13 protein-coding genes are annotated in these 13,770 nt (G+C 50.4%); 2 read left to right on the top strand and 11 right to left on the bottom strand.

The features are described from left to right. Positions 1–156: 156 nt before the first annotated feature. Entirely contained in the window at positions 157–636 is a 480-nt protein-coding gene (locus LKD71_RS14215; RefSeq protein WP_227615963.1) for an S-ribosylhomocysteine lyase, read from the top strand. 62 nt (positions 637–698) lie between these two features. Here the strand turns inward: LKD71_RS14215 and LKD71_RS14210 are convergent, their stop codons facing one another. The 4 genes from LKD71_RS14210 to LKD71_RS14195 are packed head-to-tail and all read right to left on the bottom strand — an operon-like array spanning position 699 to position 5,695. Continuing rightward, on the bottom strand, positions 699–1,289 hold the full coding sequence (locus LKD71_RS14210) for a DUF5662 family protein (RefSeq protein WP_227615962.1): 591 nt from the start codon (positions 1,287–1,289) through the stop codon (positions 699–701). A 1-nt stretch (position 1,290) separates the two neighbouring features. Beyond that, entirely contained in the window at positions 1,291–3,111 is a 1,821-nt protein-coding gene (locus LKD71_RS14205; protein WP_227615961.1) for an alpha-amylase family glycosyl hydrolase, read from the bottom strand. 2 nt (positions 3,112–3,113) lie between these two features. Next, positions 3,114–4,922, bottom strand: coding sequence for an ABC-F family ATP-binding cassette domain-containing protein (locus LKD71_RS14200; protein ID WP_227615960.1), 1,809 nt, complete (start codon positions 4,920–4,922; stop codon positions 3,114–3,116). Positions 4,923–4,942: 20 nt separating this feature from the next. Then, positions 4,943–5,695 carry an exodeoxyribonuclease III gene (locus tag LKD71_RS14195; protein ID WP_178046719.1) on the bottom strand — a complete coding sequence of 251 codons (753 nt, stop codon included), beginning with the start codon at positions 5,693–5,695 and terminating at the stop codon, positions 4,943–4,945. Between the two features lie 158 nt (positions 5,696–5,853). Between LKD71_RS14195 and LKD71_RS14190 the strand changes: the two genes are divergently transcribed. Then, complete coding sequence (locus LKD71_RS14190) at positions 5,854–6,225, top strand: DUF1292 domain-containing protein (RefSeq protein ID WP_178046720.1); 372 nt, start codon at positions 5,854–5,856, stop codon at positions 6,223–6,225. A 72-nt stretch (positions 6,226–6,297) separates the two neighbouring features. Here LKD71_RS14190 and LKD71_RS14185 read toward each other — a convergent pair whose 3' ends face one another. From LKD71_RS14185 to LKD71_RS14155, 7 genes are all read right to left on the bottom strand, one after another. Further along, a complete protein-coding gene (locus LKD71_RS14185; protein WP_227615959.1) occupies positions 6,298–8,142 on the bottom strand; it encodes an ATP-dependent helicase in 1,845 nt (614 codons plus the stop codon). A gap of 2 nt (positions 8,143–8,144) precedes the next feature. Further along, positions 8,145–9,596, bottom strand: a complete 1,452-nt coding sequence (gltX, locus tag LKD71_RS14180) for a glutamate--tRNA ligase (protein ID WP_227615958.1) — start codon at positions 9,594–9,596, stop codon at positions 8,145–8,147. Between the two features lie 140 nt (positions 9,597–9,736). Continuing rightward, a complete protein-coding gene (locus LKD71_RS14175; RefSeq protein ID WP_178047384.1) occupies positions 9,737–10,951 on the bottom strand; it encodes an FtsW/RodA/SpoVE family cell cycle protein in 1,215 nt (404 codons plus the stop codon). Positions 10,952–11,051: 100 nt separating this feature from the next. After that, a complete protein-coding gene (locus tag LKD71_RS14170; RefSeq protein WP_227615957.1) occupies positions 11,052–12,353 on the bottom strand; it encodes a putative ABC transporter permease in 1,302 nt (433 codons plus the stop codon). Positions 12,354–12,534: 181 nt separating this feature from the next. Further along, positions 12,535–13,167, bottom strand: coding sequence for a manganese catalase family protein (locus LKD71_RS14165; RefSeq protein ID WP_178047386.1), 633 nt, complete (start codon positions 13,165–13,167; stop codon positions 12,535–12,537). Between the two features lie 3 nt (positions 13,168–13,170). Beyond that, the gene (locus LKD71_RS14160) at positions 13,171–13,551 is read right to left on the bottom strand and encodes a spore coat protein CotJB (RefSeq protein WP_331466479.1); all 381 of its coding nucleotides are present in this window, start codon (positions 13,549–13,551) and stop codon (positions 13,171–13,173) included. Beyond that, positions 13,548–13,745: a spore coat associated protein CotJA gene (locus LKD71_RS14155; RefSeq protein ID WP_227615956.1), complete on the bottom strand. Its 198-nt coding sequence runs from the start codon at positions 13,743–13,745 to the stop codon at positions 13,548–13,550. The genes LKD71_RS14160 and LKD71_RS14155 overlap by 4 nt, the downstream gene beginning before the upstream one ends. Between the last annotated feature and the right edge of the window lie 25 nt (positions 13,746–13,770).

The following is a 13,770-nucleotide window of genomic DNA, read 5'->3' as shown; positions in this document are numbered from 1 at the left end:
CAGAGACAGATAGATTTCCGGTCGAAAGTGTGAATCATGCTTGCATGAATGAACACTTTTGGCTGGAAATCTATATGACGAGAAGCCACAGCAAGATGCAGCGAAGCGGAATCGAGCTGGCTCTGAATAGTTACATACTAAGAAAGGAGATTTTCCATGGAAAAAATCACAAGCTTTACCATAAACCACATCCTGCTCCAGCCCGGCGTCTATGTATCCCGGAAAGACTTGGCAGGCGAGACCACCGTCACCACCTTCGACATCCGCATGACCAGCCCCAACGAGGAACCCGTTATGAACACCGCCGAGGTCCACACGATCGAGCATCTCGGAGCCACCTTTTTACGGAACCATGAGACCTGGAAATCCAGCGTTCTCTACTTCGGCCCCATGGGCTGCCGTACCGGTTTTTATCTTCTGCTCACCGGAGACCACTCTTCCGAAGAGATTCTGCCTCTGATGATCGAAATGTTCGAGTTCATCCGCGACTACCGCGGCGAGGTTCCCGGCGCTTCCCCGAAAGACTGCGGAAACTACCTGGATATGAATCTTGGCATGGCAAACTACCTGGCCAAACGCTTCCTGGATCAGGTCCTCTACCACATTACCCCGGACCGTCTGGTTTATCCGGAATAAAAACGATCCCCCGGCTCCGTCAGGGCAGCTTTCGATCTGCCTCTCCCGGAACCGGGGTATTTTTATGCCTGTTTTCTTCTTTTCTTCGGCAGCAGCTTCCGAAAATCCCGGTGAAGCGGAGCCAGATACACATATTTCACATAGCCGTAAAGATACTCTTCTCCCCGCTGATCCAGGATCCGGAGAAGTCCTTCGATCTCCCGTTCGGTCTTCGGATGGAGCATATAATGGGCCTTTCCTTTCAGAAAATACTCCAGCGGATCATGATCCGTATAATTTTCCCCGTTGTAGATCTTGGAGGCAGCGATCCGGTCCATCAGCATCTCCACCACATAACGCCGTGGCATCTGCACGCCCTCAATCGGGTGTCCCGGCTTGTCGATACTGTAATCGAGCCAGTAGTCGAAATGATGCTTGTTTCTGCCCTTGTGGTGGAGCCAGGAGGAGGAATAGCCCTTCGCCCGCCGTTCTGCGTCGTTGGGGCTTCGGAAACCCTGATAATATTTACAACCCACGAGAAATTCGCTGGGAGAATATTTGCTCATATCGTGAAGCAGCCCCTGGCGGTACAGACCCACCCGGAAACAGCCCTTCGCCACAAGAATTTTGTGATGCGTGATCGTCTTAAAATGCTTGATTGCGTGAAATCCCATCTTACTTCCTTCCCTCCAGAACCAGAATACTTCTCGGCGGCGCCTCAAAGGATTTCTGATCGATCCATTTGATCTCCTTTTCCGGTGAGGCTCCATCCTCTGTATCAAAAACCAGCTGCCAGGAAAGTCCCTCAGGAAGCTTTGGCAGGGCGAAACTCTGCTCCTTCCAGTGAAGATTGTAGGCAACATAGAGGTATTCTCCCTCCTCACCACAGTACATCATGCCAAAATGGCGGCTGGTGGTCTCGAAATTCCCGTACCAGGCCTGCTGGCCGTGGCAAGAAACGTCCGGATATCCCAGAACCGAACCACTGGTTCCCTGAAGCTCCTTCGCCTGATGAAGAAGCGGATGCGTCTTTCGGAAAGCAATCGCCGCTTTCACAAATTCAAACAGTTCCGCCTGCTTTTTCAGTCCGTTCCACTCCAGCCAGGAAGTCTCGTTGTCCTGGCAGTAGGGGTTGTTGTTGCCCCGCTGGCTGTTCCCAAACTCGTCTCCCGCCAGAATCATGGGCGTTCCCTGAGAAAAAAGAAGGAGCAGAAAGGCATTTTTCATCTGTTGCAGACGAAGCTCCTGGATCTTCTTTTTCCGGCTGGGGCCTTCCACGCCGCAGTTCCAGCTGAAATTGTAGGCCGGACCGTCCTGACCGCCCTCGCCGTTGGCCTCATTGTGGCGTTCCTCATAGGACACGAGATCCATCAGAGTAAAGCCGTCGTGATGGGTAACGTAATTGATGACCGCGCACTTCGCCGGGTTCTTCCGCACCCGCCAGGTGAAGGCCGGGAGCTGGTCCTCGTCCCCTTTAAGAAAACGGCGGGCATCCACGAGGAAACCGTCGTTGTGCTCCGCCAGATTCCGGAACGCGGGCGTCTTTTTCCTTTCATAAATGTTATCCGTATCAAACCAGGTAGAAAGAAGCTTGGTTCCCACAAACATCGGATCCCGGGCAAGAAAACGGTTCATAGAATCATCTCCCATCAGGTAAAAACCGTCCACATGGTAATCCCGTACCCAGTGCTCCAGACAGTCGAAAATCAGCCGTTCCTCCGTTCCCTCCGGGAAAAAGATCTCCATGAGGACTTCGATGCCCTCTGCGTGAAACTTTTTCACCAGATCCTTAAACTCCTTCACCGGATCTTTCACGGAGTAGGTGCTTTTCGGAGCGAAATACCGGGCTTTCCCATAGCCCCAGTAATTGAGTTTCGGTTCCTGCCCTTCTTTCTGATAGGGAATATTTTTCTCCTTTTCCGGAAGAATCCGCTCATCAAAATCATACACCGGCATCAGAAGCAGCTGGTTGACGCCCAGCTCCTTCAGATAGGGGATCTTTTCTGCCAGTCCCACAAAGGTGCCCTTGTGCCGCACTCTGGAATTCTGATTCTTCGTAAAGCCTCTCACATGAAGATGATAAAGGATCCCCTCCTCATAGGGAATTTTCGGATGGCGGTCATTTTCCCAGTTATAGGCCTCAAAAGCAAAGCCACCCCGAAGGGCCGGAACGCCAGTTTCCGGATCCCACTCCCCGAAATCCTTCCGGCCCAGGATCCGCTCCGCTCTGGGGTCCACAAAGACTTCCTCACCAATCCGGTAGGCATACTCATACCGTTCCGGGCGAAAACCTTTGAGAAAAATGGAACAGAGATCCCCCATGACCTTTTCCCCCATGGGAATCACTGCCTCCGGCTCTTCTTCCCCTTTCTGGAAAAGCAGAAGCCCCGCTGTCTCAGCTTCCGGAAGTTCCAGGGTAAAATTGACACCCTGGCCGGTCTTTGTCACTCCAGCCCTCGTCCAGTCCCCCGTCTCCGGTATCCATTGTTTTTCCATGGTCATTTCCCCCGTTCCTGTTCGATCCGCTCGGCAAGGTCCGTGAGATACTCCCAGCGCTCCATTTTCTCCATCAGCTTCTCTTCCGTCTCCTCTTTTTCCTTCGTGAGGGCACTCAGCTTCGGATAATCCGTGGCGTTTCGGACAATCTCCAGATCCAGCTCCTTGACTTTTTCCTCCAGAGCCTCGATCTCCTCGTCGATGACCGCATATTCCTTTTCTTCATTATAAGTAAATTTCAGCTTTCTGGTTCTCGGTTTTTCCGTTTTTTCCTTCGGAGCTTCCGCTTCCTCTGCTTTCACCGGAGTTCCATTTTCCTCCGCCCGGGCCGCCGAAGCCACCTGATAATCAGAGAAACCGCCCTCATACTGGCGTATTTTCCCATTCTCTTCAAAAGCAAACATCCGCCGCACCACACGGTCCAGGAAATAACGGTCATGAGAAACCGTGATCACGATACCGTCGAAACCGTCCAAATAATCCTCCAGGATCGTCAGGGTCCGGATATCGAGATCGTTGGTAGGCTCATCCAGGATCAGCACATTGGGCGCTGTCATCAGGATCCGCAAAAGATACAGTCGTCGTTTCTCTCCGCCGGAGAGCTTTCCGATGAGGCTCCACTGCATGGCCCCGTCAAAAAGGAAGCGTTCCAGCATCTGTGCCGCCGTGATCGTCCCTTCTGTGGTTTGGACATACTCGCCCGCTTCCTTAATATAATCAATGACCCGCATATTATCATCCAGAGACTCGCTCTCCTGGGAAAAATAACCGATCTTTACGGTCTGGCCGATCTCAATGGTACCGGCATCCGGCTCCACCTCACCGACAATCATTTTCAATAGGGTACTCTTTCCGCAGCCGTTCGGTCCCGTGATTCCCACGCGGTCGCCCTTGAGGAAAATGTAGGTGAAATCCCGGATCAGCTGCCGGTCTCCATAAGCTTTGCAAAGACCTTCCACTTCCACGGTCTTTCTGCCCAGCCGGGAACTCAAGGAGCTCATCTGCACCTGGCACTCTTCTGCCGGGCCGTCCTTTTCCTGCATGATCTCAATCCGCTGAATGTGAGCCTTCTGCTTCGTGGAACGGGCTCTGGCTCCCCGCATGAGCCATTCAAGTTCTTTCCTCAAGATGCTCTGGCGCTTCCGCTCCGTCGCGATCTCCATATTCTGACGCTCTTCCTTAAGGCGTACAAACTCGGAATAGCTGCCGGGGTAACTGTAAATTTTTCCCTGATCCACTTCCACAATCCGGGTGGCCACACGGTCCAGGAAATAACGGTCATGGGTAACCATCACGAGGGCTCCACGGAAACGGATCAGAAAGTCCTCGAGCCACTGGGCCATCTGACCGTCCAGATGGTTGGTGGGCTCGTCCAGAATCAGGATATCCGGCTCCTTTAAGAGTACATTGGCCAGAGCCACTCTCTTTTTCTGGCCGCCGGAAAGCTGGTGTACCGACTTTTCAAATTCGTCGATCCCCAGGGACAGAAGCATCGTCTTGGCCTCGCTCTCGATGCTCCATTCGTTGATCTTGTTTTTGTTCCCCGCAAGGGCTGCCTGAAGAACAGTCATTCCCTCCTCAAACTCTGGCTTCTGGGGAAGATAACCCAGGACCAGGTTGTTTCCCAGGGTCACTTTGCCGCTGTCCGGCTCCTCCAGACCGGCGATGATCTTGAGCAGAGTACTTTTTCCCGTTCCGTTGACGCCGATGACGCCGATCTTTTCGCCCTCGTTGACGGAGAAATCCGCCTGGTCAAAGACCTGTCTCTCGGTAAATACTTTGGAAAGATTTTCTATCGTGAGTAAATTCATTCTGTTTCGGCTCCCATCTTTCAAAAGATCTCAAGTTCCACCGGACAATGGTCGGAACCGAAGATCTCCGTATGAATTTTTGCGTCCTTCAGTTCGTCTTTCAGAACCTCAGATACCAGAAAATAGTCGATACGCCAGCCGGCGTTCTTCTCCCTCGCATGAAAACGGTAAGACCACCAGGAATAGATCCCGGTCTCCTCGGGATAAAAATACCGGAACGTATCCACAAAACCCTCTTTCAGAAGTTCGGAAAATCTGGCTCTCTCCTCATCGGTGAAGCCAGCATTTTTCCGGTTGGTCTTGGGATTTTTAAGATCAATCTCCTGATGGGCCACATTCAGGTCGCCGCAGAAGATCACGGGCTTTTTCTCCTCCAGCTTTTTGAGATAAGCCAGAAAAGCTTTTTCCCACTCCATCCGGTAATCCAGGCGTTTCAAGCCGTCCTGGGAGTTGGGCGTGTAGACGGTGACAAAATAAAATTTCTCATATTCCAGGGTAATGACCCGACCCTCATGGTCGTGCTCCGGGATTCCAATCCCATAGGCAGCGCTTAAAGGTTCTTCCTTCGTAAAAATAGCCGTGCCGGAATAACCTTTTTTCTCCGCATAGTTCCAGTACTGGTGGTAGCCGGGAAGCTCCAGCGCCAGCTGCCCCTCAGAAAGCTTCGTCTCCTGCAGGCAGAAAATATCCGCGTTCAGACTCTCGAACGCGTCCATAAACCCTTTGGTCATGCAGGCTCTCAGGCCATTCACATTCCAGGATATCAATTTCATTATATACAAGCTCCTTTACTTTTCACTATCCTTCATTATAGCCGACCTCTCCGGGTTTGTACAGGTTTTTCATAATAGGGCTTGCTTTTTTCATATGCATCTGATAAAGTGAAACTACACACCTTAACGTGAATCTAATAGAAAATGAGGTATCAGAAATGAGCGATTTAGAAAATAATAATGGCGTAACCCCCTGCACCAGCGAAGACTGCAGCGGCTGCGAAGGCTGCGGAACCGACGGAGAAGCTACCGTTACCCTGACTCTGGACGATGGAACCGTTCAGGAGTGCGCCGTACTTACCATCTTCCCGGTAGACGACAAACAGTACATTGCCCTCCTTCCGCTGGATGAGAACGGCGAGAACGACGACGGAGAGGTTTACATCTACCGTTTCCAGGAAGTCAACGGCGAACCGAGCCTGGACAACATCATGGACGACGACGAGTACGAGAGAGTTGCAGACGCTTTCGACGAGCTTCTGGATGACTCTGAGTACGACGAGCTGGTTGATGCAGACGACGAGAACTAAGAGAAAATGAAAAACTGGCAGATGAGAGATACTGTATTCTTTCATCTGCCAGTTTTTTTATGCTCGTTTAAATCAGCTCTTAGCGGCCGGTTTTGCCCGGAGTTCATCGAGAAAACGGGAAACATCCTGCTTTTTTCCGTACCGTTCCTTGGCGTAATAGAGATGAAGCCGGTCTTTTGCCCGGGTCATCCCCACATAGAACATCCGCCGCTCCTCCTCAAGATCCGCCTCCAAAGTCGCTTTCCGGTGAGGAATCGTTCCCTCATTGATATCCACGATAAAAACAACGGGAAACTCCAGCCCCTTGGAGCTGTGGAGCGTCGTCAACGTCACCGCATCCTCTTCCCTGTTTTTCTCCCGGTTCTGGTTCTTTAACGTCTCTTTATATTCTTCCATATGCTGAAACCAGTCCTCAAAAGAGTCAAAGCCCTTCGCCGCCTCCTGAAGCTCATTTAAAACTTCCAAAAGCTCCTCCACCCGGATATGCCGGTACTCGGCGTACTCGGAAAGATATTCCTCATAGCCCACACCGTTTCGGATGTAGTTCACCGCCGCGTAGGGCTTCAGCCGGCTGATCACCGTGAGATCGCTCTCCAGCTTATCCAGCCGATCCAGCATCCAGTCCTTGTCCTCGTAGGCCCGCCGGAGGGACAGAAAGGAAATCTCACTGTCCTGAAGCACATCCCGGCTCAGATAGCGCTTGGGGCGGTTCGCAATCTTCAGGAAATCCTGCCGTTTCCGGCTGCCCTGGGCCATATGGATATAGGTGATAAGATCCTGGGCAATCCAGTGCTCGTAGATATTCGGCAGGCTGTCCCTCATCTGGAAAGGAATATTGTATTCCATGAATTTTTCCACCAGAGGCCGGGCCGCCGTGTTCGTCCGGAAAAGCACAGCCATATCCCTTAAGGCCACACCTTTTTTCTGATATTCCCGCACCTTTTCCAGCACAAAGCCATTCTCCTGCCCCTGGTTCACAAAGCCGTGAATCTCGATAGGCTCTCCTTTTTCCCGGACACCATGGATATCCTTCGGGTACCGGGCATGGTTATTCTTGATGACCTTCCCCGCCGCCCGGATGATATTTTCCACAGAGCGGTAATTTTCCGCCAGGGTCACAGTCTCCGCCTCCGGGTAATCCTTCTTAAAATTTAGCATGATCTCCGGCCGGGCTCCCCGGAACCGGTAGATCGACTGGTCGTCATCTCCCACAATAAAAAGGTTGTTCTCCGGAGTCGCCAGAAGCCGGATCGTGTCATACTGAATCTGGTTGATATCCTGAAATTCGTCAATCAGAATATAGCGGAACCGCTTCTGCCAGCCTGCCAGGATATCCGGCCGCTGGGAAAGAAGCTCATAGCACATTACCAGCATATCATCAAAATCCAGCAACCGTTCCTTCTGAAGCTTTTCCTGGTACCCGTTGAAAAATTTCCGGAACAGCTCCTCGGAACAGTTTTTGGAATAATAGTTTTCCAGAGGGATCCGGTCATTTTTTACCAGACTGATCTCGCCGATGATGCCGGCAAGAAATTCATTTTCATCTTCGATCTCCAGGTGGTGTTGGGAAAGAAGCTCCCGCAAGAACTGATATTTCTGTTCCTCCCGGATGATATTGGCCGCGCTGAGCCCGTACGCCTGACGAAGAATCCAGAAAAAAACAGAATGAAAGGTCCCGAAGGTCACCGGACAGGAACGTCCGCCCATCAGGACCTGAAACCGCTCTTTCATCTCCAGAGCGGCTGCTTTTGTGAAAGTGATGACAAGGATCGACATGGAAGAAATCTTTTTCTCCTCAATAAGAAAGCGGGTCCGGGCGGTGATCACTGTCGTTTTCCCCGATCCCGGACCTGCCAGACAGAGAAGCGGTCCTTTTACATGAGAGACGGCTTTTTTCTGGCTTTCACTTAATGCCATACTTATTTACCAAGCTTTTCGATGGCTGCCTGGATTCTCTTGATGGACTCTTCTTTGCCCAGAACCTCAAGAATCTCTGTTGCGCCGGCCGGTGTCATCTGCTTACCGGAAAGAGCGGTACGGATGGGCCAGAGCACATAACCGTTCTTGTATCCTTTTTCTTTTGCAAAAGCAACCAGAGTCTCATAAAGAGCATCGTTGCTGTAATCCTCCTGGCTCTCAAGAACCGGCAGGATTTCCTGAAGAACCGTGAGGGAAGACTCTTCGGTGGTCTTCATTTTCTTATGTACATACATGGAACTGTCGTACTCCGGAACAGCCTCAAAGAAATCAACCAGATCTTTGATATCCGGGAATACCTCGATACGGGTCTTCACCATCCCGGCAATCTTCTTCAGATCCAGATCGCGGTGAATCGTCTCTTTCAGGATCGGAAGAGCTCTCTCATAGAATTTATCGAAATCCATGGCCTTGATGTACTCGCCGTTCATCCATTTCAGCTTGTTGATATCGAAAACGGCCGGGGATTTGCTCATATGGTGATAATCAAAAGCCTCTACCAGCTCCGGAAGGGAGAAAATTTCGCGGTTATCTGTCGGGCACCAGCCAAGAAGAGCCACATAGTTTACGACAGCCTCGGTCAGGAAGCCCTGATCGATCAGATCCTCATAGGAAGAATGGCCGCTTCTCTTGGAAAGCTTCTTATGCTCCTCATTGGTAATCAGCGGGCAGTGAACGTATACCGGCACATCCCAGCCAAATGCCTCGTAAAGAAGGTTGTATTTCGGTGCGGAAGACAGGTACTCATTTCCACGAACCACATGGGTGATACCCATCAGATGGTCGTCCACAACGTTGGCGAAGTTGTAGGTGGGATAGCCGTCGGATTTGATCAGGATCATATCGTCCAGCTCGGCGTTGGGCACTTCGATCACGCCATAAATCTCATCCACGAAACGGGTCGTTCCCTCGGTCGGGGTGTTCTGACGGATAACGAAAGGCTTTCCTGCTGCCAGATTTGCCTCTACCTCTTCCTTGGAAAGATGCAGACAATGCTTATCGTAAACGATGATCTCTTTTCCGGCAACCTCCTGTTTTAAAGATTCCAGACGCTCTTTGTCGCAGAAGCAGTAGTATGCTTTGCCTTTCTCTACCAGCTCTTTGGCATATTTCATATAGATGCCTGCTGCCTGACGCTCACTCTGAACGTAGGGGCCACAGCCACCGTCTTTGTCCGGACCCTCATCGTGAATCAGTCCAGTCTCTGCCAGTGTGTGGTAAATGATATCGACAGCACCTTCCACATAACGCTCCTGGTCGGTATCCTCGATACGAAGAAGGAAATCTCCCCCCTCATGCTTTGCGATCAGGTAAGCATATAATGCGGTTCTTAAATTTCCCACATGCATTCTTCCAGTGGGGCTCGGTGCGAAACGTGTTCTAACTTTACTCATTTTTCAATCTCCTTATCTTTTATGAAAAAGCCTTAAGAAGGCTTTAATCCTCGCATTCATTGATTATATAACGATTCCGTTATTTTGTGAACCTTTTTATGAAAAAAGTCTGTGGGAAGTTTTCCTCACAGACTTTTCTTTTATAAAGTATATTCATCTTTCAGCCGTATTTTATCCGCCACGCTCAGGGCGATGCCCATCTCCGCCATCAGGAACACAATGGACGTACCTCCATAACTGATAAACGGAAGGGTAATTCCCGTGGCCGGAATCACATTGAGCACAACGGCAATATTCAGGATCACCTGCAGAGCGACCTGGGCAAAAATACCGGTCACGATCAGCGCCCCCAGAAGATCCGGCGCATTCTGCGCGATAAAAAACAGCCGGTACAGAAGGAACACAAACAGCATCGTCAGAACCGCCGCTCCAAAGACCCCCAGTTCCTCGCAGACAATCGTAAAAATCATATCGTTCTGGGCCTCAGGCACAGCTCCCAGTTTCTGGGCACTGTTTCCAAGTCCCTTTCCGAAAAGGCCGCCGGACCCCAGAGCATAAAGCCCTTGCATGATCTGATAACCTTTGCCGGAACTTTCGCTTTCCGGATTCAGCCAAGCCTGGATACGCCCCCAGCGGAAACTATCGCTGCTCTGGGCGAGCTGCACAGCCACACTTCGGATAATGCTAACAGCAGGCACCGACGCAATTCCTCCTATAATGGCAATTCTGGTTCCCCAGGGATGGGCAACGATAATCAGAACCACAGTCATTCCGGCAATAATCATCGCGGAGCTCAGGTTATTCGTAAATTTCCAGGTCAGAACCGCTGTGACTGCCCCGAAGAAAAGCAGAAGGAGTGGAGATTTCCAGCCCTTAATGTTTCTTCCCATTTTCACAATCACTGATGGAATAAAAAGGATAATCGCCAGCTTTGCGATCTCCGCCGTCTGGAACTGAACCGGTCCGAGCTTAATCCACCGGGTTGCTCCATTTACGTCTTCACCTACATATTTTGTTGCAAACAGGAGAATATTGGAAACTCCGTACAACAAAGTTCCCCAACTGGCAATCCAGTGATAATCCGCTTTGGATATTGCCATCATGCCAAAAATACAGCCCACACTGATCACCGCCTGCTTCCCGAAGAAAGCCATATCAGAGCCATATTTAACTTTCGCTGTATAAGCGCTGGTACTGTAAAGCATCACCAGACCGAAACAGGTCAGCAAAATCACACAGGCCAGCAGATTATAGTCGTAATAAGCCTCTCCGCTCCAGCTTTTTTTTCTCGGAAAAACGGTATACCAAAGCTGGCGCAGAGTTTTTTGTTTCTTTTTCGTTGTTTTTGAAGCCATCAAATTACCTCTTTTTCACAGCGGAACACAATGCCACCTCGAAAATTGCTGTTTTATCCTGAGTATCATAGCACATTTCCCGGGAAAGGTCAAAGTCCGCTCATCTTTTTTTCGCGCTGGGATAGGTTTTCTCCATCCGTGCATCATCAAAATTTTCATCCATGACTTTTTCCCACTTGTATCTTGCCGCTCTCCCGTTTCCACGGCTGTCGTAGCGGATCAGCGCCATGGCTGAAACCAGCATATTCACCGCCATAAAGGCCACCAGAATCCAGGTAACGATCTTTCCGATGATCTGAGGCATTTTCTCAATGATTGCGGATATCTTCGGATAAAGGAGCTTGATCCAGACCACTGCCGCAATTCCCCAGAAGAAGCAAAACAACAGATTGATTCGTCCGCCCAGATTAAAGGGCAGTTTACTGTAATCCCAGAAGACCTTTCCAAAAACCAGCTGGGTAAAAACACTGCAGATATACTCATAAGCGCCGCCGAGAAAAGTTCCCGCCACAAAAAGCTGACCATCCGACCGCTGCCGATCTTTATAAAGCAGGGCTGTCACTCCGGCAATAGCCAGACCCCATACAATGCTGAAAGGCCCCCAGACCAGGCTGCTCCGGCTCATCCAACGGTCCATAGAATAACGGCAGAACACCGTCTCCACCAGATCTCCCAGAAAAGCCCCGATGGAAAAGAGCCAGAAGAGCTTATAAAAACCGCAACCTTTTGCAAAGCCCTGCTCTTCCTCCTCAAGGGTCTTCTCCCCTCCGACCGTCGGATAGGCCTTCTCAATTCGGGTCTCCATATGAGCGCAGACCCACTCTCCCAGCCTTTTTGTCCAGCGTCTCAGTTCCCGGTCAAAGTCCTGCACCTTTTCCGGCATTTTCTTCTGGTTATGAAACAGCGCCGCGTAGGATACCACCGCATCCAGTGCCTCCACTCCGAAGATAACCCACACCAGGATCTTTGCCAGAAGGCCCGGCAGCAGTTTATAAAGAATCGTGAAATATTCATTTCCATAACACAAACAGAAGGTACCCAAAATTCCCCAGAGCAGGGAATAGGAAAGGCAGATATAACCGTCGAAATTCCATTTTTTTCCGGAGTAATCCCACCATTTTCGATGCTTCATCCGCTCCAGCGCTTTTCCCGTAAACCATTCCACTGCCGTCGCCACGATCATACAGCCCAGGAATAAGAACACCGGATTATCCTTCAGATCCCAGAATGCCAGCGTCATAAACACCGCTGAAAAACCATAGGCAAAACAAACCGGCCCCGTAAAGACACCTCGGTTTATAAACTTCCGGTTCTTCCCCGAAGCCACCGCCGTCTCAATTATCCACCCCAGAAACGAATACACAAAAAACAGCCACAAAAGCTCATACCCTGAATAGTTCATCTCTTTTTCTCCTCTTTTTGCAGGTTTCCCCGATACTATACTATAGAATGGTGCATTTTACCATCCTTTCTGAGGATATAGAGGGGATTTTATGTTTTTTTAATTTTTGAAACTGCTTTTCTGTGAAAGGAAAAAGGCCCGATGTATGAGATCGAGCCTTTTTGCTTTCATATAATACGCTTTATTTTTGATTACAGGAAGGACAGAAACAGCTCACCGGAGCGTCAAAACTTGGATTGAAAGCATAAAAATTCTTGGAATCAAGCTGATCCTGAACCGTTCGGAGCGCTTCGCCGAAACGCTGGAAATGCACAATCTCACGAGCGCGAAGGAAACGGATCGGATCTGCCACGTCCGGTTCCTTCACGAGCCGGAGGATGTTATCATAGGTGCTCCGGGCTTTCTGCTCTGCCGCCAGATCTTCATGAAGATCCGTGACTGGATCTCCCTTTGACTGAAACTCACAGGCATTGAATGGAACGCCGCCAGCCGCCTGAGGCCAGATGCCTACAGTGTGATCCACATAATAAGGAGCAAAACCGGCTTTCTGGATTTCCTCCGGCGAAAGCCCGCGGGTCAGCTGATGAACAATGGTTGAAACCATTTCCAGGTGGGCGAGCTCTTCGGTGCCAATGTCATTTAAAATACCCATTGCTTTTCGGTTCGGCATGGTAAAACGCTGGGAGAGATAACGCATGGAAGCACCCATTTCCCCATCCGGTCCACCATACTGGCTCATAATAATCTGTGCCAGTTTTGCATTTGGCTCCTTGATATTAACCGGGTACTGTAATCTTTTTTCATAATTCCACATAGACTATTTCAACCTCCCTTCCCAGGGCCAGGGGGTGTTGACCCATTCCCAGCATTCGCTGGATGCGTCGTCAGCGGTGTCGATTGTGAGCGGTCCATAGAGCGCTGCATATTCTTTCAGCGCTTTATTTCTCATGGCAATGTGGTCTTCGCAATAGGCAAGGGCCTCACGGTCTGTCGGGTGAGTGTCGAGGTAGAGAAGCATATCGGAGACAACAAAGCTGACCTGATTGATATAGGTGAGAAGCTGTTCCTGATTCATGGCGCCAAGATCTGTAGAATAATGTCTGGGCTCGGGGCGGGGCATGGGCGGCGGACAGTTATTAGACCGTCCGGAGCAGCCATTATTTCTCATACCCTGGCAGTTACAACCGTTTCTGTTCACAGGCAGGCACCTCCTTTGCCGCAGAATGGCATGCAGAGCTCCGGAAATACCGTTCCAAGAGAAAGAGCTGTCGCATGGTCGTAGGTTTTATGAAATGTCTGCCAGGGAACATAAGCCATAGCCAGGGGAAGCTGATCCAGGCCGGAATAGTCCAGGCGGTTCGTTCTGCTACAGCAATCCGTATTATTTTGCATGAGAACTCCTTTCAAAATCAAGGTT

It is taken from the genome of Fusicatenibacter faecihominis (assembly GCF_020686945.1).
Lineage (GTDB): Bacteria > Bacillota > Clostridia > Lachnospirales > Lachnospiraceae > Limivivens > Limivivens faecihominis.
The sequence above is the reverse complement of the archived record's forward strand: the minus strand, read 5'-3'. Positions and strand labels throughout refer to the sequence as shown.